A 21,080-nucleotide genomic window follows, 5' to 3' on the forward strand; every position below is an offset into this window, starting at 1 on the left:
GCCGAAGAGCAAGAAATAGAAGAAGTAGTTGCTGTTGGCCAGCGACTAAAAGGTAGTGCAGGCGCAGTACTACAAGAGCGTCAAAATCAGGCATTTGTTGCTGATATTATGGGTGCTGATCAAATATCACGCACAGGTGATGGCGATGCAGCTTCAGCGCTTCGTCGTGTGACTGGTTTAACCTTAGTCGATGGTAAATATATTTATGTTCGTGGTTTGGGTGAGCGTTATTCAAGTACCCAACTTAATAGCATGTATGTTCCAAGCCCAGATCCCACTCGATCAGTTGTTCCACTGGATTTATTTCCATCGGATATTATTGAAAGCTTAAGTGTGCAGAAATCGTTTTCTCCTGATATGCCAGCGCACTTTGGTGGTGGTAATGTAAATATACGCACCAAATCTATTCCTTCTGATTTTTTGTTTAAAATACAGTTAGGTACTTCATATAACACCTCTAACAGTGACACCGGTTATTTTTACAGTGGTGGTGATGATGATTGGATGGGGCGCGATGATGGTACACGTGCTTTACCTTCATTAATTTCTACAGCGCTTAAAAGTGATGCAGGACTTGAAGGTGACAGCAGTACTTCGCTTGAGCAGCGTCAAGCGCTCTTACAATCTCTAGATTGGCAAGTTGGACCTACTGAGAAAGACGTTGATCCAGGCATGAATTTTTCAGTAGCACTAGGTGATAGGTTTGAGTCTGAAGTAGGTACTTTTGGCGTTCTAGCCGCTGTTTCCTATGACAATGAATGGGAAGTAGTTAAAGAGCAAAGCGGTACAAATTTAGGTAGTTTGGGCTGCGAAGATAAATGTTTTGCACAAACTTATGATGGCATATCTACTGAACAAACCGTTCGTTGGAGTGGCACATTAAATTTAGGTTATGAATTTAATAATAACCATAAATTTGAACTAACGAATATAGCTCTGCATGATATGAGTGACAGAGTGCGTAATCGTGACTTTTTCGATGCTAACGAGTCAGAAGAAGGTGTTACTGAGTTACGCCGTGTTGACGTTATGTATGAAGAGCGTGAAATGTTCTCTACGCAGCTCAAAGGGACGCATAACTTTCCTGAATTAGAAAATTTATTTTTTGATTGGTATGCCGGTACAAGCCGCGCCAACAGGGATGCTCCAGGTGCGTTAGATGTTGTTTTTCAAACTAACTTAAATGATGGTGTATTTGAATCAGAGCAGTTACAAGATGTTGCTGCTACTAACGTAACGCGTGATTATCAAACTTTGCATGATGACGTAGATACGTATGGTTGGAATATGGGCATCCCGTTTTATGGTGATGGCTATGAGTTAGAGCTTAAGGTGGGTGGCGATTTTTCTGAAAAAAAACGTGATGCAAGTAATATTCAATTTGGTATTACGCACCGTGGTATAACAGATGAATATACATTTGGCTCAAACATAGACCAAATTTTTTCTGACGAAAATTTAGCTAATAGTGAGTTTTATACAAGTATTACAGGCTCTGGTATTTTTGATGATGGTACCGCAGATGGTGATAAGTACAGCGCTGCACATAAGTTAGACGCTTATTATTTTATGGCCGACTTTTTCTACGAAAACACATGGCGTATAACCGGTGGTATTCGTTGGGAAGACTTTTCTCAAATATCAGTGCCTTTTCAGGCTCATACTAATTTCTTTGATGGAACAATTGAAGAAGTGAGCGAAGTTGCAATAAAAGAAGATAACTTTTTTCCTTCTTTAGCAATTACTTATATTATGGATGAAGAAATGCAGTTTCGCTTAAACTTAAGTGAAACGACGATTCGCCCAGATATGCGTGATGTAAGCTCAACTTATTATGTTGACCCACTAACAGAGTTTTTAGTGCGAGGCTCGCCTACACTTCAAAGCTCTAAGCTAAAAAATGCTGACTTTAGGTTTGAGTGGTACATGCCTTCAGGAAACAATCTATCAGTTGCTTTGTTTTATAAAGATATTGAAAACCCAATTGAAATGGTTGAGTTAGCGGGTGTTGGTGGAGCTGCTCCGCAATTACTAACAGCAAATGCGCAGTCGGGTGAACTAACAGGTATTGAGGTAGACTTTTTAACTGACTTTAGTTTTATTCATAATGATTTATCTGCCATATTTTTATCAGGTAACGTTACTCTATCGGATTCAAGTGTTGAGCTTGGCATAAACGATGCTGATGGGGTTGATTCATTATTTGAACAACAACTAAAAGAGGCGCTTGAAGCTGACTCTGTTTCTAACATTGTTACTAATAATAAACGTCGTTTAGTTGGTCATTCTGAATGGGTAGCAAACTTACAAATGGGTTATGACTCTGCTGATGGTTTTCATTCTACTTCAGTTGTTTATAACGTGTTTGGGCCGCGCATAATCGTACCAGGTACGCGTGGTAACGAAGACGCAGAAGAAAAGTCATTTCATTCTCTTGATTTAGTTTATTCTTACTTCCCTAACTTTAATACTAAAGTTAATTTTAAAGTTAAAAATATACTTGGCCAAGAAAAAGAAATTGAACAAGAAAACTTACCACTTTGGCGTCAAGAAGAAGGCACTGAGTTTAGTTTAAGCTTTAGCTACGAGTTTTAATTTTCTACCCAAGGAAGGGGGATATAATAAAACCTAATTACCTATTAGCCCTGTATTTAATACAGGGCTTTTTTATGACTATGAAAAATATTTAAGTTCTGTTTTATTCACTAGTTTTAGCCGTCTACGAGTGTTAGTTTAGCGTTAATGAAAATTAAATCTCACGCAATGAATTTAATTTTTAATGTATTAAGGCATCTTTTATGAATCAAACAGTGGAACAAACAATGAAAAAAGTAGGATTAGTCGGTTGGCGTGGCATGGTTGGCTCTGTGTTATTAGAACGTATGCAGCAGCAAAGTGATTTTGCCCATATCGACACCACCTTTTTCACCACCTCACAAGCGGGTCAACTAGGCCCAGATATAGCAGGCGACGCAAAACCATTACTAGATGCAAGTGACATTAGCGAACTTGCTAAAATGGATATTATTGTTACTTGCCAAGGCGGTGACTACACCAATGCGGTACATCCAAAGCTTCGAGAGTCGGGTTGGGATGGTTACTGGATTGATGCAGCTTCAGCGCTGCGTATGAGTGAGGACAGCATTATAGTGCTTGATCCCGTAAACAAAGATGTTATTGAACAAGGCTTAGAGCAAGGCGTTAAAACCTTTGTGGGCGGTAACTGTACTGTATCGCTGATGCTACTTGCATTAGGTGGTTTATTTGAGCAAGACCTAATTGAATGGGTAAGCCCAATGACTTACCAAGCGGCGTCGGGCGCTGGTGCACGAAATATGAAAGAGCTTATTGCACAAATGGGCGCTATTCATGCAAGTGTTGCAGATAAACTAGATAACCCAAGCTCTGCTATTTTAGAAATTGATAAAATAGTAAGTGAAACAATGGCGTCAAAAGACTTACCACAAGACCAATTTGGTGTGCCATTAGCGGGCAGTTTAATCCCGTGGATTGACGTACCCATGCCAAGCGGTCAGTCTAAAGAAGAATGGAAAGCGCAAGTTGAAGCGAACAAAATTTTAGGTTCTTCAAAGCAACCAGTGCCTATTGACGGTTTATGTGTACGTATTGGCGCTATGCGTTGTCATTCACAAGCGATGACCATTAAATTACGTGAAGATATTAGCGTAGAAAAAATTGAAGAAATTTTAGCGTCTCATAACGAGTGGGTTAAGGTTATTCCTAACGAGCGTGAAATTAGCGCAACAGACTTAACACCCGTTAAAGTAACAGGCACTTTAACAATTCCTGTTGGCCGTATTCGTAAATTAGCGATGGGGCCAAAATACATCAGCGCATTTACAGTAGGCGATCAGCTTTTGTGGGGAGCGGCAGAGCCACTTCGTCGTATGCTACGCATAATTGTTGATGGTGAGTAATACCAATTCGCAATAATACTTAATCAATTTGAGGGGTTAAATCTGACGCTAACTACGTTAAATATTTCTGATATAGAACAACTAAATAACGAAATCTTTGCCTTGTTATCGACACGATTTTTCTTCCCTCAAAATAGATCACTTAATTAAGCGAATTGGTATAATATATAATTAGTATTAACAAAAGGGGTTGGCAATTTGCCAGCCCTTTTTAGTTTAATGGCTTATAAAACCGCTTAAGAGGCTTAAACAATACTTTTTTATGAATGTTCACTGTTGTTTATTATTGAACTTAAGTAAACTGTTTACATTGTGCAACAGCCTATTCAAGTAACATTAATGACCTCTCATATAAATAACTTTGCCAATAAGCGATTAGCATTTGTTAGCTCCTATTTTAGTTCTGCAATTGCTATAAACACGGTTGTTTCTTGTTTTCTTATTTTTAGCAGTATTAACCACAGCGCCTCGCAAGAAAAACTTTACTGGCTTTTTACGTTATCATTTATTTCATTACTTCGAATAGCCAGCCATGTATTTGTTAACAACACCCATGCTTTTAAATATCATCTGTATTTTATAGGTTTATTATTAACAGCCGTAACTTGGGCTGCTTTCCCCATTTTGTTTTATGAAAACATGCAAATGCAGGAAAAATTTGTATCATTGGTTGTTTTTAGCTCCCTTGCTGGTGGCGGTGTAAATGTTTTAGCTTCTGATATTCGTTCCTCCTTGTCGTATATAACCTGTTTACTGGTTCCTTTTAGTATTTTATTACTTTTACAGCCTATTGAAGATGAGAATGTACTAGGTATTTTAGGGCTCGTTTTATGGTTTATTTTGTGTTTTGTTACCGCTGTACGTTCTGCTAAAGATGTAAAGTCATCAATTAATAATGAACTTAAGTTAGATCAATTTATTGAAAACTTAGAAAACGAAGTGCAACTTCGTACCGAACAAATAATCCTTTTAGAGCAAAAAGATAATTTAACTAAATTGTTTAACAGGGGGAGCTTTGTTTCTAATGTTGAACTTGATTTAGCCAATCAAAATGATGATATTAAAGCCGTTTTATTTTTAGATATGGATGACTTTAAAATCATCAACGATAAATACGGTCACGATTTTGGTGACTTTGTTCTGGCCCAAACAGGTAAACGATTAGTTGAAACACAAACCCAAGGCGACTTTATTGCTTGTCGTTGGGGAGGGGATGAGTTTATTTTTTATTCTCGTAGTAACACCGAAGACGAACTTTTTGACTGTGTTTTTAGATTAGTTAAAACTTTAACGAAAACAGTAAGCATGGATAGCTATCAAGTAAACCCTTCTTTTAAGGTTGGGCTGTATTTTACGCGTGAAAACTTTAATCTTGAAGACGCGATTAAATACGCTGATGTTGCTATGTATGAAGGTAAGAAAAGCCGTAACGAAATATCGGTATTTGACGAGCGAATGCATGAATCGCTTAAAAGAGAAGAAGTACTTCGCAGCTCAATTAAAGAGTGCGTAGAAAAAGGTGACTTTCATCTGTGTTATCAACCTATTGTTGATATAAGTACAAATGAAATAACCACGTTTGAAGTACTACTTCGTTGGCAGTTTAATGATGAATTTATTCCCCCTTCAGAATTTATAGATATTGCAGAGCGATATGGGAAAATTAATATATTAGGTGAATTTGTACTAGAGCAAGCCATCGCGAGTTTAAGTAAGTTAAACGCTGTGAATAGTAAGATTGGATTGTCGATTAATGTGTCGGTGTTGCAACTAGAAAACCATAATTTTTTAGATTTTTTAGTTGCTCTTCTAAATAGATATGCTGTTAAACCATACAATGTGCATTTAGAAATAACAGAAACAGTGATGATTAAAAATTTACCGTATTTGTCAAAAGTGATTACGGCCATAAAAAATACCGGTGTGCGTATCTCTATTGATGATTTTGGTACTGGGTTTTCTTCTATATCGGTTTTAAAAGAGCTATCAGTTGATTACATTAAAATAGATAAATCTTATATTGATAACATTTGTGAATGCTCAAAAGATAAAAGTATTGTATCTGCGGTAACTAACATGTCGCATATGATTGGTTGCCAGGTAATAGCTGAAGGCGTAGAAAATACAGCTCAGTTAACGTTATTACAAAGCTTACAAATTGATAAGTATCAAGGTTTTATATTCAGTAAACCAGTTAGATTTGCCGATGCGCTTAAACTTATTAGTTAGAGCGCTGACTTTTCAGGCACAAAGTTTGTTTTATCTAGGTTCGATTTAAGCGTGCCGTGTGCTTCTGGCTCGCTGCGAGCGGTAACTTCTTTTGTGTTATTCTATTAGCTTACATTCATATGAAAATAACTTAAAACGGAGCAATCCGCCTCGTTTTTTTAATGCTATTTGCCTAAAGATTCTGCCGAAAATTCAACCTAAAAGATAGGTAGGCCTTAGTTATAATGAACTTTTATTGACTTAATTCGCTTATATGAACTACCTGATTACGCCCTTCATTCTTGGCATGGTAGAGTGCTTTATCTGCTTCATTTATTGCACTCTCAATTGTCGTTTTATTACATTTAATATTTATTACGCCAAAACTTGCCGTTACATTAATTACTTTATCGTTAAAATGAATTGGGTAACTGGCCAGTGCATTTCTTAGTTTTTCGGGAAGATCTTTAGCTGACGATTCGTCGTTTCTTGCTATTAATAAAGCAAATTCTTCGCCGCCAATGCGGCCAAATAAATCACATGGGTTTATGCAGTTTTGCATTATTTTTGCAGCTTCTACTAAAACTAAATCACCACCTGCATGTCCAAATTCATCGTTTATTTTTTTAAATTTATCTATATCCCAATAAATTAAGCTGACGTAGTTATAATTATTAAGTTTATCTTTTAGTTGCTCTTGGCTTTTATTATAGAATCCACGCCTATTTAAGCAGCCTGTAAGTTCGTCGCTCATTGCAAGATGGTTCATTTTTTCAGCTAAATCTGATGCCATCATAAATATTATGAATACGGCCATGCCTACATGTGCAGTAGGGACAGTAATAAAATTAATTAATGTATACAGCGCTATATATTCTTCATTTACTTGGCTGCCTTGCAGTAACGCTATGCTTGCTGCAACAAATAAAAGTAATCCACATAGCGTATAAGTAATACTAGCGCCTATTTCGGCAGGAAGTGATTTTTGTTTATGCCTGAAAATAATAACTGCATTGAGTACAAGTAAAATCACATCATAATACACATACAAGGACATAAATAAGCCAACATGCACATATATAGCTGTAAAATAATAGACAGCAGCAAGAGTAACTATTGCTGAGATAATTAAATAGCGAATTTTTATACCCGAGTTTACCCTAATGCAATGCCCCCACGTACCTAGCAGTACTGAACCTACAGAGAAGCTACTTCCTAACATCCAATATAATGTGTTTGAGTTAAATAATGGTTCTGCCAACATTGTTGCCCATTGGCATGCAGAGAATGCAAATGCGATTGTCCAAAGCATGGCATATTGCTTTTTACCTAACGTATACCACGACATTAAAAATATGACAGACCAAATAATACTGGTGAAAAAGAGGGTAACTAATATATAAAAAATAGGATTCATGTATTTTTATTCTTGTTTGCGTTAATTTTACTTTAGTAGATGAAAGCGGTTTATTCGACCTAACGCCGGTTATTAGTTAGCTAAATTGTAAATAGATATGTATGCAATCATTTCTTAAGTTGTGTATTTGAATAGTGGTATATCCCTTGCTGTAATAACTGTTGTTTAGAGCTTTAAGCTTATATGGCTTTGCTTTGTTTATAATTTTATTCCTAACAGGTATTTAAATTACAATTATTAGTAATTTTTACACGTTTATTTATTTGCTTAATTAAAGAATTCAGCTAGGGCTTATTTATTCTTCTAGGTTAAATTTGTAGCTGTACGTTTAGGTTTTAGGTAAAGCAGAGTTTATGTTGTGTGGCTATCTTCATAAGTGCTTTATAAAAATAAATATTAAACATACGCAGCCCTTTATATAGAAAAATTTAACCCTGAAAGGTCAAAAGGCCCCCGTTTTTAGTAAAGGAAATTACAATGCATTTTTCATCCAAAATATTTCATGACAAATACCTTAAAGGTGTAATAGCGCTGGTTGTGTTACTTATACTAACGCGAATAGCCGCGCCTTATGTAGTTCAGCACTACGTAAATTATCAGCTAAAACACACACAAGGTGTTACTGGGCATGTTGGTGACGTAGATTTGTTTTTATATCGCGGTGCCTACGCAATTGACGACGTTGAAATTTATGCTGTTGATGCAACTTCAGCTCCTAAGCCTTTGCTGAGTATTCAAACTCTCGATTTTTCACTTGCGTGGTCAGCCCTTTTAAAAGGGAATTTAGTAACAAACATGGCGTTTACGCGCCCTAAAATAGTTATTTATGATAAAGACCCCAATGCTTCTGAGCAAAATAAACAAGTAAAAGACGAAACTACTTGGGTAGGTCTCGCCAATAATTTAGTACTGTTTTCTATTGATACCTTAACAATTGAGCAAGGCAAGTTAACTTTAGTTAACTCAACGAATAGTGGTGAAAAACCCACTTTTATATCAAATATCAACGCTCGAATTGAAAATATAACCAACGCGCAAAACCTATCAAAAACACTAGTGACTACTCTAAGCGTAGAAGGTGCATTAATGGGGGAGGCCGCATTAAAGTTTGATGGCAAATTAGATCCCTTTAGCAAACAAGCCAATTTTGATTTTAACGCAGAGGTACAGCGTTTCTCTGTTAAAAACCTCGATACTGTATTTAAAGTATACACGCCTTTTGATATTGAAGCGGGTGGCATTGATGGCGCTATGGAATTGGTGGCTAAAGACAATAACTTAAATGGTTATGTAAAAGCGGGCGTTCAAAACTTGAGTGTGTTCTCGTGGCGCGAAGATATAGAAAAAGATGACGATGGAATATTTACGGCCATATTTGAAGGCAGTGTTGATTTACTGGGCTCTATACTCGAAAACGATGAGTCTAAACTTGTTGCTGCACGTATCCCTATAGAGGGGCAATTAGATAATACGGATGTTTCGACTTTTCAAGCTGTGATTTCGGTATTAGAAAACGCATTTTTTGATGCGTTTAAAATGAAAGTAGATAACGTTATTTCTTTTGAAGATACGGATGAAAAATCTGATAACGAGGAGAATTAAAGCTCTTTGGTAATGTTCGTTTTAGTTAAATACTTAAGCTGCACCCACTTTTTAAACTTTAAGTGGGTGCTTTAGTACTTTTCTCAGATTAGTTTTTGCGGTTACTCAATAGCTCTTTAAGCTCAGCAATTTGGGATTGTAGTTCGTTTACTTGCCCTTGCGTTGCAGGTAATGAGCTGTCGTCTGCGAGTTCTTCTCGCGCTTTGCGGTGCTCTTCACTCATTACTTCTAAAATGGCACCTACCATCATATTTAAAAATACAAATGCGGTTAAAAATATAAACGTAAGGTAATAAATCCAGCTTAGTTCGTACACCGCCATTGTTTCATACATTATGTCGGTCCAATCTTCAAATGTTGCCACCCTAAACAGAGTAAGCATGGAGATTGAAACATCTTGCCAAAGTACGGGATTGATTTCAGCAAACATCATGCTACCCATTGCAGCGTATATATAAAAAATAACAAACATTAATAGGGCTATATAACCCATTTGTGGAATGGCTTTAAGCAATGAGTTAACCAATAAGCGCAGCTCTGGGATCATCGAAACCAATCGTAACACTCTAAATATGCGCAACAGCCTAGCTATTAACATTGTAGAGCCAGCAGCAGGGTATAAACTGCCCAATACTATGATAGTGTCAAATATATTCCATCCCTTAGAAAAGAAGTCTTTAATGCCTTTGCTTGCAACAAAGCGAATTATTAGTTCAATTAAAAAGAATGCAGTAATGCCAACATCCATCCAATTTAGAGCAAGCTCTACGGTAGGATGTAGTGAGTAAGTGTGTGCACCTACTGTAAGGGCAGAAACAATAATTACAGCTATAACAAATGATTGAAATATCTTGCTTTTGTCTATACGCTGAAACAACTTTTGTAACTGCGACATCATAGTAATAGATCCTTTGGATATTAAGATTTTATGGCGCTAATATACAATAGTATCGTAATAATTTAACGCTTTTTCGATATAGAAAGTGTAAGGAAATTTAATGTTTATCAATAAACCAAAAAGTAGCGCATTACTTATTGTTGGATTATGTGTTTTAGCAGGTTGTAGCTCTGACGCGCGTTTTCATGAAGTTCAATCGGCGCGCCTTGATGAGTGTAATTATAAAGCTGACAAAGAATATTACGAATGCCTAGATAAACAAGACTCTAACTACGAAGAGTTTAAAAAACAGCAACAAGCAGAAACTAAATAAGTAACCCTTATATTATGACTAAAACTCAAAAGCAGCGCGATAAGCACATTAGACTAGCACTTACTAATACATGCGAAGCAATAAAAGAAATGGTAATTGATTTTGATTATCTAACGCATACAGTTGATTTAAATAACGAAGTAAACACGTTAAAAGTACAATGTTACTTTATTGATGAGGTAGCCCGTGAAGATGCAAAACCGCAACTTGATGAGTTAACGCAGATTATACTTAGCCAGCTAGCAGCTATTAAGTTGAACGCAAAACCAGCACACATCTCATTTTTAGCCAATTAACAGCGGTTTAGTTGGTATGACATCACATGGACGTTATAATTAGATAAATTATTTTTAGGGTTTAAATTATGGCTGTTCCTTCGCGTTCGCAAATTTCACCAGGTACCACAGTAAATATTGTATTAAAAGAAGATCAACGCAGCGGCACATTAACTGAGGGTGTGGTTGAGCGCCTTTTAACAAAATCACCAAACCACCCACACGGCATTAAAGTACGTTTAGAAGATGGTCAAGTTGGCCGAGTAAAAGAGATTTTATAATGGCAACGTTAACAGAGCAGGCTTTTTGGGATTTAGTAACAACGCCTGATTTAGGGCTCGATCCGCAAAGTGTGAGCGATAACCTAAAAAACAAACTGAATGATTTAAGCGATCAGCACCTTATTGATTTTGATAAGCACTTTGGCATACATATGCGTAAATGTTTTACCTGGGATTTGTTTGGTGCCGCCTTTGTGATGGCTGGATGTAATGACGATTACGGTTTTAGCGAGTTTAGATGTTGGTTAATTTCGCGTGGTAAAACAGTTTTCGAAAACGCTTTAGAAAATGCTGATTCGTTAGCGCAGTGTACACCTGTTTATTACTTAAATGAGCAGCCTTACCCGTATATTGATGAGTATGATTTAATAGCCGGTTTATTATTTGAAGAACGCAGCGAAGACGAATTACCGTTTATTCCATCAGGCAGCGATGAACCCAAAGGCAAACGTTTTAAAGACAAACCTAAGTTTTTAAAGCAAAGCTACCCTTTATTATTTGCAAAGTACTGGCAATAAAATAAATAGTAATTTGTGCGCTATTTAAACAATTTAATGAGTTTAATTTCCCTACAAGTAAGCGCATTGATATAAATCGTTTTGTTGTTTAAGTACATATTAACTAAAGTACTTAACAGCAAAATGGTTTGTAATGCAGTATCTAGGATGAATCTTTGTGGATTTAAATGTGTTCAATCTAAGGGATTTATTTGTGGCACGAGGTTTGTTACCTAATGGGATCGGTAATTGCTCTTGCGTTATCTTACTGGCTTACACACATGTAAGAATCAGTAATAGTCGAGCAAAACTCCCTTAGCTGCTCGTGTCTTAGTTCCTGAATACGACTTCTCTCCTTTTATAGTAAATCTCTGTTATAGTTGTTAAAAGTTATAAAAGCTAAGTGATTAGGCATTTTGCTATTATTTAACACGCTGACTCACGAGGATACACCCACGAAATGAAATATTTAACACTCGCTTTATTAACTGTCGCTTTTACAAGTGCAAATGCTTTTTCTGAGCCGAGTAATAAAACACGATTTATACCGCTTTTAAAGTCAAAATTGGGAGCCTACGAAGTTGTGTCGAGCAACTCAGGGTTATGCGTTAACAGCAATTTGAGTTTGACAGATGAAAGTGATTTAAGTGCTGGTTTTAAACTTGGTGAGCAAATTGTATTTGGATCGCTCCACAATGGTACCCGAACCATTAAAAAACCAAACTTTTGCTTTATAACCAGCACTCTTAAATATAAAAGTGATGGCCTTGAAAACGGCTTAAGAATGAGCCGTTGTGAAAGCCCTGCAAACGAAAAAACAATCAGTCAAAGTATCAAATTTTTAGCTGATAACACACTCAAATACACATTGAGCGAACCCAATGTAGAGTGCACATTTAAAAAAGCAGATGAGAGTAAATAAAGCATCTAGTAAGTAGTAAGTAGCAAATCATTCGCAGTATATTTTAGGGATATCGCGCCAACGCGTAGTGTACTGCGGCGACAAAAAATCACGGTTCATGTGCCACCGGTCATTTAATTTACTACTTGCAAGGCTTAGCATTCCTTTTCCGTATCGATTGTTAATTGTGTCTAAGCATTGCATAAGTTTTGGATTATCAGGGCTTTTATTAAATAAGTCATTTTGCTGAAACTGTTCTGATATTAGCTCTACCGCACCCACACCACATTTATAAAACCGTATACCGGGTTGGTAAATCTTATTAAATACCTCAGATACAGCATTAGCCATCACGCAGGTGTCGTTAGTGGGTGAGGGGAACTTATACACAAACGATTTTTTATAATATTTATTTTCGTGCGCGCCACTGGCTGCAAAAATATAAAGCTGGTGAGTGAGCGAGTGTTGCGCTCTTAGTTTATTAGCCACTGTGGTTACATGGTTAATTAGCGCTGTTTTAAGTGCTGTTGGCTCACATATGCGCTCTCCAAAACTACGGGTCGAATAAATCTCCCGCTTGTCTTGTCGTACATCATCCCAGTTTAAACATGTTATTCCGTTAAGCTCGCTTACTGTGCGTTCAACAACCACACTAAATGCACGGCGCATTGCTCTAGGGTTTTGCTGAGCAAGATCCCAGGCGGTGTGTATATTCATTATTTTAAGTTTTTTAGCTAGCCGCCGGCCTATCCCCCACACATCTTCGCAGCTCATTCTTTGTAAAATAGCTTGGCGAGTTTGTTCGCTATTTATTACTGCTACACCATTAAAACCACTGAGCTTTTTAGCGGCATGGTTAGCGGCTTTTGCTAAAGTAGGGGTCGGGCCAAAACCAACACCTACAGGTAGCTTTGTTTCGCGCCATACTGTGCGCCTTATTGTATGACCGTATTCATGCCAGTCTTTAATTAATGATGTGTAGCCATCAAAGTGCAAAAACGATTCATCAATACTGTATATGTGCTGTGTATCGCAAAAGCGAGCGATGATATTCATCATTTTGTCGCTTAAATCAGCATAAAGCTCGTAATTGCTAGAGCGAATAACAACGTTGTTTTGCTCAAGTAAATGCTTAACTTTAAAGTACGGGCCAAATTTAGGAATATTTAAGCGCCGAGCAATAGGGCAAATAGCGCATACACAGCCATCGTTATTGGTAAGTACAACCACGGGTTTTGATCGAATAGCAGGGTCGAATACTTTTTCGGCACTGGCATAAAATGACACAGCATCAACTAAGGCATACATTTTAGTAACTCTGGGCTTTGCCTGTGCATTCTTATTGATAGCGTTACTACGCCTTCGAGCTGAAACTCGTCTGCAGAGGTTAGTTGTACAGGCTTATGTAAAGAAGACGCTGAAAGCAGCCGCGCATTGGTTTTATCAAGCAGCTTGCATACAAAAAGACCATTTAAGTTAGCAACAATAACGTCACCATTTTCTGCAGGCTCTGCACGGTCGATAACTAATAAGTCCCCTTCAAAAATTCCGACTTCTTGCATAGAGTTGCCCGATGCTAGGCCAATAAAGGTAGCATTTGGGTGCTTTATTAAAAGCTCATCAAGGGTTACACCTAGCTCGGTGTACTGCGCTGCGGGCGATTCAAAACCACACACGCCTGCTTCTATATAAATGGGAATGACAAACATAACACAACCTAAAACGCATATACTGTATAAGTGTACAGTATATGCGTTTTGTGTAAGTTATGCCAAGAAATGTATAACCGATCAATCCATATTTTTGATCATTTGCTGTGCGATATCTAAAAAGTCTTTGATTTGCTGAGGTTTTAAGTTTTTACACATTTGATTATTTATTTTCTGCTCTGAGGCTAATAACTTATCAAAAAGAACTTTGCCTTGCTCTGTGAGCGACAAAATAAAGCAGCGCTTATCGTGCTCACTTGCCTGTTTATTTATTAAATTTAAGCCAATAAGATCTTTAATTAAACGTGCTATTTGCGCTTTGTCGCGCTGCGTTTTAGTAACAATATCGTTAGCCGTACAGTTATTTACGTTCGCGATAATATGTATGCAGCGTACGTGCATAGCATTTATACCAAGTTCGCCTGCGTTAATTGCTTCACGAATTGTGACGCGGTAATTTTGCATCAATTCAAACAGCGTATTTGATAAAGGTGTATTCATAAAACTCTCAATGTAGTTGACAAAGTCAATTAACTTGTTATAGTTGATTTTATCAACCAATGGGGCGTTGTGCAATGTCTGCTTTTATAGCAGCTAATTATTATACCAATCTGCTTATATATGGGGTTTATTTAATTTGTTAAATTGATCAAAGATTTATGCAAGTTGGTATTAAAGTCCAAGTTTTGTAAAACGAGGTAATGCATGGGTAAACAAATTCGCAAAGCTAACATATTAAGTACGCAGCAAATCACACCACACCTACAACGCATTGTTGTAGGCTCTGATGATTTTAACGACTTAACCTCACAGCACATTGGTAACTATGTAAAAGTACTGATCCCAAAAAATGGTGAAGTAGATTTTAACTTAAAAACAGCGTGTATGCGATCTTACACAATAAGGCATGTAGATGCACAAACAGGCGCGTTAACACTGGATTTTGTTATAAATATGCACCAAGGTCCGGCAACTGACTGGGCTAAAATTGCAAAAGTAGGTGATGAGGTAGGTATTGCAGGCCCAGGCCCTAAAAAGCTAGATAATTATGGGCATTCGCATTATGTGTTGCTAGGGGATTTAACATCGGTAAATGCAATAAAGGGGTATGCGCAGCAATTACCTTTAACTTCAAAAATTGATGCTTTTGTACATGCGCCCACTGAGCAAGACATTATTGATTTAGAAACAAGCCGCGATATTAATTGGCTTGTTACCGACAACGCTGACGAAGTGCTACTAAGCGCGCTTCAAAATTTGCACATTACAGCAGAGCCTCCCATTGTATTTATGGCATTGGAAGCTGGGCTTGTGCGTAAAGCAAAGACATTGTTAACAGAGCAATTTAATATACCACGCGGTAATATTGTTTCCTCAGGGTATTGGAAAAAAGGCGTGGATTCAGAAGGCTATAAAAAGCTGCGCCAACGTGATGCACAGCTTGCTTGAATACCTTAGAGCAAAATAACATATACCTATTTTGCTCTAATACCACTGCGTAACTTGAATTGACCTAATAGAAGACCCATTTAAGTGTTTTATGCTAATGATGTAATACATTGTTAGCATGCATTTTTAGGAGCTGCTATTTTGTTAAATTCCATTCCTTTTTCGTTATTAGAACTTGCCCCCATGATCAAAGGGGACAGCGTTACTAACACTCTTCATAAAAGTACTAAATACGCTCAACGTGCAGATGAGCTTGGCTTTAACCGTTTTTGGCTTGCTGAGCATCATAATATGCCAGGTATAATTTGTGCGGCCACTTCAATTTTGGTTGGTCACATTGCAGGTAATACCAAAAAGATACGCGTTGGGTCAGGCGGTATTATGCTGCCAAACCACTCCCCATTAGTTGTTGCTGAACAATTTGGTACATTAGAGAGCTTATATCCAGGGCGAATAGATTTAGGGCTAGGGCGTGCCCCAGGTAGCGATCCTGTAACGAGTCGTGCATTAAACAACGATATGAGCCGCGCAGAAAATTTCCCAGGTGAGGTAACTGAACTGCAAACATTGTTAGGTCCTTACAATGGTACGCACCTTATACGTGCTATACCGGGGGAGGACACAAACGTTCCGATTTGGTTATTAGGCTCGAGTTTATTTAGCGCGCAACTAGCGGCGCAAAAAGGGTTACCGTATGTATTTGCAGGGCATTTTGCACCGCGCTTTGTGCACGATGCAATAGCGTTGTATAAGCGCGAATTTAAAGCATCAAGCGTACTTGATAAGCCATACGTAATGCTTGCACTGCCTTTAGTGGCTGCNCTGCAGATACCGACGATGAAGCGCAATATTTATCGACTACTTCTAAGCAACGTGTACTCGAACTTATACGCGGTAATGAGCTGTGGCTAAAACCGCCTGTTGAAAGCATGGACGGGTTGTGGAGCGAACAAGAACGCGCTCATGTAGAGAACTTTTTAAGTCTAAGCGTAGTAGGCGGACATGTAAGTATTAAACACAAGTTAGAGATGATAGCTAAACAGCTAGAAGTGGATGAGTTTATATTTACCAATGATGTATTCGATAGTGAAAAACGCCACCGTGCACTCGAAATTTTAATGGAAATAAAACACTAAAATATAGTTAGTTAAGCAAGCGTACACTCTGGGCTTGTTAATATACAGACATCATCAAAAGTTAAACTTTTTTAACTCATTTTATTAACTTTAAGTGATGTCTGTATTTGTTATTTAAATATTCAAAGTAAATTTGATTGCTATTTTTAGTAAATATTTTGCTTTATATACCGTTCTGTTTTTTCAATTGAACTGATTTAAACAATCAATTTTAAGATATCACTTTTGTTTTTTATAATGTAGCTATTAAACCAGACATCATAAAATTAAAGGCAGGTACACCGTGAACTCTCTAAACACCGCAACAGCTAATTCAGTTAACAAAACAGCGCAGCCAAAAGTTGCTCTGATTGCTGAAGGTGGCGGGCAGCGAGGGATATTCACAGCTGGCGTACTTGATGCTTGGTTAGAGCAAAGCTATGACCCTTTTGATTTATTCATTGGTACTTCAGCGGGTTCGCAAAACTTAACTAGCTACTTAGCGCGCCAAAAAGGCTACGCTAAACGCCTGATCAGAGGGCTTTCGCGTAATAAGCGTTTTTTTCAGCTTGGTCGTGGATTAGTGGGTAAGCATATAGTTGATTTAGATTGGTACTTTGACAAAACCACTGAAGTAAACAGAGCTATAGATTTCAAAACAGCGAAAACTAGTTTAGGTGAGCGTGAACTACTTATAACAGCCACAAATGCACGAGACAGAAAAGCTTATTACTTATCGCCTACAGGTGATAGTGGTCAATGGCGTGATTTGTTAAAGGCTTCTAGCGCACTTCCGTTTTTATACAAACAAGGTGTAAAGTTAACACCTTGGTTAAACGCAAAAGCAGCGAATGAAACACATATTGTTGAAGAGCAAGCACAGAGCGATTTTTATCTAGACGGCGGTTTAGCCGCTCCACTCCCCGTGCGTGAGGCTTACAACCGAGGTGCTCGTAAAATTGTTGTAATAAGAACGGTTGACGCTAATTTTCAAGCGCAATCTGCATGGGTACAAAAGCTAAGAACATTTGCTATAGCATCGGGCTATTGTCCAAAAACATTAGACTACTTAATACAGCACGAGAAGGCTTATTTAGATGAGCTTGAGTTTATTGCAAATCCACCAGATGATGTAGAAATAATCCAAATTTTTGCAAACGAAAAACTGCATAGCAAATTATTAGGTAGTTCTAATAACGATTTACGTTTTGATCATAAATTAGGCTTAGCTGCAGGTCGGTCTTATTTAGCGCAGCAAAGCCAATTTGAGATCAGCAATACGCATAACTACCCACAAAGCGAGTATCGTTACAATTAAGCAAATTGGATACCCAAATCATGAATAATACTGCGACTTAAAGTTGCAGTAATATTTATTTAAATGCCTTTTATTTAAATGACACCCACCCTAATTTGTACATTTATTAACCCCTGGATTCTAATTGGAAGTGCCTTGTGAATACTTAAAACATTATAAATGGGTGTCATTTAAGTATTCTTTTAAATATTAAAAATAACTTAAGTTGATGAAAGTAATATGCTCGTTTCACTATTTAAAATACCGTCTATTTCTCTTACTTGCCTAAGTACGCCATCAAACTCACTTAAATTCGCGGCCTGTATCTCTGCTACCAAATCCCAAGCACCATTGGTAGTGTGCAATTTTGTAAGTTCGGGTATACCACGCATAGTTTTAATAACTTGAGAAGTTGATTTACCAATCACTTCCACCATCATAATTGCACGAACGGCTTCGGTTTCTATGTGTTCATGCACTCTTATAGTAAACCCCAAAATAGCGCCTGAACTCACTAATCGATCTAATCTATTTTGCACTGTCCCGCGTGACACATTTAAAGAACTTGCTAAAGCAGAGATAGAGGCGCGACCGTCTTTTCGTAATTCAGCAATTAAAGCGTTATCAAGGGAATCGTAAATATAAGGAGTCATAAATCAAACCTTTTAGAGCATGGCCTACTAAAATACACAATTTGTATATACCTGCATAGCAAAGTGATAAAAATTAATAAAATTTGTATAACTAATTGCCATATTAAATAGCATGCGGCCTCGCTAAACTTGTTTTAAATTAACTAATACATTTATTTAAGAGGTTTCAACATGAGTCATTTTATAGCACAGCCAAAACAAGGCGTTCCGTTTGTTAGCGTTCAGGCAATGGCTAAGCTTATAAATAGCTTAGGTATCGAAAACGTTTTGTTAGAGCTAACACATAAATTAGAAACCGACTTTGCCCGTTGGAAAGAGTTTGATAAATCACCTCGCTATGCAGCACACTCACCAGAGGGTGTAATAGAGCTAATGCCAGTGAGTGATGGCCAAATGTTCAGCTGTAAATATGTAAACGGTCACCCAAAAAACACCTTTCGAGAACTTCAAACAGTCGCTGCATTTGGTATTTTAGCCGATGTAGATAGTGGTTATCCGGTAATGATCAGCGAAATGTGCCTACTAACAGCGCTACGTACAGCGGCTACATCGGCGCTGGTGGCTAAGTATTTAGCACCAAAAAACTCAACAACACTTACATTAATTGGTAATGGGGCACAGTCTGAGTTTCAGGCACTGGCATTTAAAGCTGTATTGGGCATAACACATATTCGTTTATACGATATAGATGCAAACGCGTCTAAAAAAGCATTTACTAATTTAAGTGCTTACGGGTTAAACGTAACTATTTGTAATAGCGCACAGGAAGCTGTGCAAGGTGCGCACGTTATTACAACCTGCACTGCCGATAAAACCAATGCTACAATTTTAACAAACGACATGATCCCACAAGGTGTGCACATTAATGCCATAGGTGGCGATTGCCCAGGTAAAACAGAGTTAGATGCTAAATTACTCGAGCGCGCTAATGTATTTGTAGAGTACGAGCCACAAACTCGAATAGAGGGCGAAATACAACAAATGAGTGAAAGCTTTGTTGTAACTGAGTTTCATAAAGTCGTTAATAAGCAATCGCTTGGCCGTACTAGCCAAGACGAATTAACTATTTTTGATGGTGTAGGCTTTGCGAGCGAAGACTTTACAGCGCTTGTATTTATACGCGATCAACTTATTAAAAGCGGTGAATTTACATTGCTCGATTTAATTACACAGCAAGCCGATCCGCGCAACTTGTTTTCGGTACTTAATACAGAGCAAACATCAGCACAAGAGCACGTAGCATGAGCCACGTAAATCAAGCTCCGAGTGCGGTTGTTATGGTACGTCCGCATCACTTTACGTCTAACCCACAAACAATGCTCGACAATGCATTTCAAAGTGAATGCTTAGCACCAAATCAAAGTGAACAAGCATATAGCGAAGTCACAAATGCAGTAAAATTATTAAAAAATGAAGGGGTAAAAGTTCACCTTTTTGAAGATGAGCAAACACAGACTCCCGACTCTGTGTTTCCAAATAATTGGTTTTCTACTCATCAAAGTGGGGAATTAATAATCTACCCAATGTTTGTAGAAAACAGAAGGTTAGAATATCGAAAAGATATTATTGATTTTTTAACGGATCACTATAAAGTGACGGTTGTGACTGATTATGCGCATTTAGCGAAAGAAAATTCATTCCTAGAAGGCACGGGCTCACTGGTTCTCGATCATCAATATAAACTGGCTTATGCAGCAAAATCTAAAAGAACAACTCAATCGGTTGTTAATACAGTTTGTAATTTGCTCGCATTAAAACCCGTTATATTTAATGCATATGATGAAAAAGGTACAGCGGTATATCACACTAATGTATTAATGTGCGTTGCAACTGAGTTTGTAATGGTTGGCTTAAACATGGTGCCAAGTGAGGAGCGTAAAGCGCTAGTTACTCATTTTTTACAAAGCCACCACGAAGTAATTGATTTATCACTCGATCAAATTAATAACTTTTGTGGCAATGCTATTGAGCTACAAGGTAAAAATGGTCGTATTTTAGCCTTATCGCAAACTGCGTTTAATGCACTTACACCGGCACAAATAACAGTTATACAAAAAACGGCTAAGCTTGTGCCATTACCAATACCTACTATTGAGTCGGCTGGTGGCTCAGTTAGGTGCATGATTGCAGGAGTTCATTTGCAAAATAAATAATGTATAGTTTTAAGGCAGCTTAGCTGCCTTATTTGCATTAAATTTTTAGTCGATGTCGTAAGCAAATGCCGTTATACCCAAAAAAGGGTATTAATATAAAAAATATAAGAAGGAATTAGCAATGTTCGATACCGTCGTCAAAAGCGTAAACAACCTTTTATGGGGAGAAGGGCAAGTACTTATTTATATACTCTTGTTTACGGGGGTATGGTTTTCAGTACGACTAAAAGCAATTCAAATACTTAAATTTAAACATATGTTTAGCCTTTTAAAAGGCAGTAGCAAATGTAAAAAAAACGACATTTCATCATTCCAAGCATTGTGTACAGGGCTTTGCGCACGAGTAGGCACTGGTAATTTAGCCGGTGTGGCTG

General features: G+C 37.6%; 20 protein-coding genes and 1 pseudogene. 15 read left to right on the plus strand and 6 right to left on the minus strand.

Annotated elements, in window-relative coordinates; translation table 11 throughout:
• The 3 genes from L652_RS0115625 to L652_RS0115635 form a co-directional block, all read left to right on the plus strand.
• The coding region (locus L652_RS0115625; protein ID WP_024603541.1) for a TonB-dependent receptor at positions 1 to 2,595 on the plus strand (2,595 nt) is incomplete at its 5' end.
• A gap of 203 nt (positions 2,596 to 2,798) precedes the next feature.
• A complete protein-coding gene (gene asd / locus L652_RS0115630) occupies positions 2,799 to 3,938 on the plus strand; it encodes an aspartate-semialdehyde dehydrogenase (protein ID WP_024597574.1) in 1,140 nt (379 codons plus the stop codon).
• A 339-nt stretch (positions 3,939 to 4,277) separates the two neighbouring features.
• Entirely contained in the window at positions 4,278 to 6,167 is a 1,890-nt protein-coding gene (locus L652_RS0115635; RefSeq protein WP_253947744.1) for a bifunctional diguanylate cyclase/phosphodiesterase, read from the plus strand.
• Between the two features lie 232 nt (positions 6,168 to 6,399).
• Here L652_RS0115635 and L652_RS0115640 read toward each other — a convergent pair whose 3' ends face one another.
• On the minus strand, positions 6,400 to 7,563 hold the full coding sequence (locus L652_RS0115640; protein ID WP_024597576.1) for a GGDEF domain-containing protein: 1,164 nt from the start codon (positions 7,561 to 7,563) through the stop codon (positions 6,400 to 6,402).
• A gap of 477 nt (positions 7,564 to 8,040) precedes the next feature.
• Between L652_RS0115640 and L652_RS0115645 the strand changes: the two genes are divergently transcribed.
• Positions 8,041 to 9,165 carry a DUF748 domain-containing protein gene (locus L652_RS0115645; RefSeq protein WP_024597577.1) on the plus strand — a complete coding sequence of 375 codons (1,125 nt, stop codon included), beginning with the start codon at positions 8,041 to 8,043 and terminating at the stop codon, positions 9,163 to 9,165.
• 88 nt (positions 9,166 to 9,253) lie between these two features.
• Here L652_RS0115645 and L652_RS0115650 read toward each other — a convergent pair whose 3' ends face one another.
• On the minus strand, positions 9,254 to 10,063 hold the full coding sequence (locus L652_RS0115650; protein ID WP_024597578.1) for an ion transporter: 810 nt from the start codon (positions 10,061 to 10,063) through the stop codon (positions 9,254 to 9,256).
• Between the two features lie 100 nt (positions 10,064 to 10,163).
• On the opposite strand from L652_RS0115650, the gene L652_RS0115655 reads away from it, so the two are divergent.
• The 5 genes from L652_RS0115655 to L652_RS0115675 all read left to right on the plus strand — a co-directional run bounded on the left by L652_RS0115655 (position 10,164) and on the right by L652_RS0115675 (position 12,351).
• Positions 10,164 to 10,376, plus strand: coding sequence for a hypothetical protein (locus L652_RS0115655; RefSeq protein ID WP_024597579.1), 213 nt, complete (start codon positions 10,164 to 10,166; stop codon positions 10,374 to 10,376).
• 14 nt (positions 10,377 to 10,390) lie between these two features.
• Positions 10,391 to 10,672 carry a hypothetical protein gene (locus L652_RS0115660; RefSeq protein ID WP_024597580.1) on the plus strand — a complete coding sequence of 94 codons (282 nt, stop codon included), beginning with the start codon at positions 10,391 to 10,393 and terminating at the stop codon, positions 10,670 to 10,672.
• Between the two features lie 68 nt (positions 10,673 to 10,740).
• Positions 10,741 to 10,932: a YwbE family protein gene (locus tag L652_RS0115665; protein WP_004334795.1), complete on the plus strand. Its 192-nt coding sequence runs from the start codon at positions 10,741 to 10,743 to the stop codon at positions 10,930 to 10,932.
• On the plus strand, positions 10,932 to 11,450 hold the full coding sequence (locus L652_RS0115670) for a DUF4240 domain-containing protein (protein ID WP_024597581.1): 519 nt from the start codon (positions 10,932 to 10,934) through the stop codon (positions 11,448 to 11,450). The genes L652_RS0115665 and L652_RS0115670 overlap by 1 nt, the downstream gene beginning before the upstream one ends.
• A 439-nt stretch (positions 11,451 to 11,889) precedes the next feature.
• Positions 11,890 to 12,351: a hypothetical protein gene (locus tag L652_RS0115675; RefSeq protein ID WP_004334802.1), complete on the plus strand. Its 462-nt coding sequence runs from the start codon at positions 11,890 to 11,892 to the stop codon at positions 12,349 to 12,351.
• A gap of 27 nt (positions 12,352 to 12,378) precedes the next feature.
• On the opposite strand, the gene L652_RS0115680 is transcribed toward L652_RS0115675, so the two are convergent.
• The 3 genes from L652_RS0115680 to L652_RS0115690 form a co-directional block, all read right to left on the minus strand.
• Entirely contained in the window at positions 12,379 to 13,638 is a 1,260-nt protein-coding gene (locus L652_RS0115680) for a Y-family DNA polymerase (protein ID WP_024597582.1), read from the minus strand.
• Positions 13,626 to 14,039, minus strand: coding sequence for a S24 family peptidase (locus L652_RS0115685; protein WP_004334808.1), 414 nt, complete (start codon positions 14,037 to 14,039; stop codon positions 13,626 to 13,628). Before L652_RS0115685 ends, L652_RS0115680 begins: the two co-directional genes overlap by 13 nt.
• Before the next feature lie 81 nt (positions 14,040 to 14,120).
• Complete coding sequence (locus L652_RS0115690) at positions 14,121 to 14,540, minus strand: MarR family transcriptional regulator (protein ID WP_024597583.1); 420 nt, start codon at positions 14,538 to 14,540, stop codon at positions 14,121 to 14,123.
• 204 nt (positions 14,541 to 14,744) lie between these two features.
• On the opposite strand from L652_RS0115690, the gene L652_RS0115695 reads away from it, so the two are divergent.
• From L652_RS0115695 to L652_RS0115705, 3 genes and pseudogenes are all read left to right on the plus strand, one after another.
• Positions 14,745 to 15,488 carry a siderophore-interacting protein gene (locus tag L652_RS0115695; RefSeq protein WP_024597584.1) on the plus strand — a complete coding sequence of 248 codons (744 nt, stop codon included), beginning with the start codon at positions 14,745 to 14,747 and terminating at the stop codon, positions 15,486 to 15,488.
• Positions 15,489 to 15,629: 141 nt separating this feature from the next.
• Positions 15,630 to 16,624 (plus strand): annotated as a pseudogene (locus L652_RS01000000123955) (LLM class flavin-dependent oxidoreductase).
• A gap of 283 nt (positions 16,625 to 16,907) precedes the next feature.
• Positions 16,908 to 17,921 (plus strand): patatin family protein, encoded by a 1,014-nt coding sequence (locus tag L652_RS0115705; RefSeq protein WP_024597586.1) that lies wholly within the window; start codon positions 16,908 to 16,910, stop codon positions 17,919 to 17,921.
• Positions 17,922 to 18,121: 200 nt separating this feature from the next.
• Here the strand turns inward: L652_RS0115705 and L652_RS0115710 are convergent, their stop codons facing one another.
• Positions 18,122 to 18,553, minus strand: a complete 432-nt coding sequence (locus L652_RS0115710; protein WP_004334897.1) for an Lrp/AsnC family transcriptional regulator — start codon at positions 18,551 to 18,553, stop codon at positions 18,122 to 18,124.
• A 171-nt stretch (positions 18,554 to 18,724) separates the two neighbouring features.
• Here L652_RS0115710 and L652_RS0115715 point away from each other — a divergent pair, with 171 nt between their 5' ends.
• From L652_RS0115715 to L652_RS0115725, 3 genes are all read left to right on the plus strand, one after another.
• Positions 18,725 to 19,798 (plus strand): ornithine cyclodeaminase, encoded by a 1,074-nt coding sequence (locus L652_RS0115715; RefSeq protein WP_024597587.1) that lies wholly within the window; start codon positions 18,725 to 18,727, stop codon positions 19,796 to 19,798.
• Complete coding sequence (locus L652_RS0115720; protein WP_024597588.1) at positions 19,795 to 20,706, plus strand: arginine deiminase-related protein; 912 nt, start codon at positions 19,795 to 19,797, stop codon at positions 20,704 to 20,706. The genes L652_RS0115715 and L652_RS0115720 overlap by 4 nt, the downstream gene beginning before the upstream one ends.
• 121 nt (positions 20,707 to 20,827) lie before the next feature.
• Positions 20,828 to 21,080: alanine:cation symporter family protein (locus L652_RS0115725; protein WP_024603542.1), on the plus strand; the 253-nt coding region annotated here is incomplete at its 3' end.

Origin of the sequence: Pseudoalteromonas sp. TB25 (assembly GCF_000497995.1) — a bacterium.
In the GTDB taxonomy this organism is placed as follows: domain Bacteria; phylum Pseudomonadota; class Gammaproteobacteria; order Enterobacterales; family Alteromonadaceae; genus Pseudoalteromonas; species Pseudoalteromonas distincta.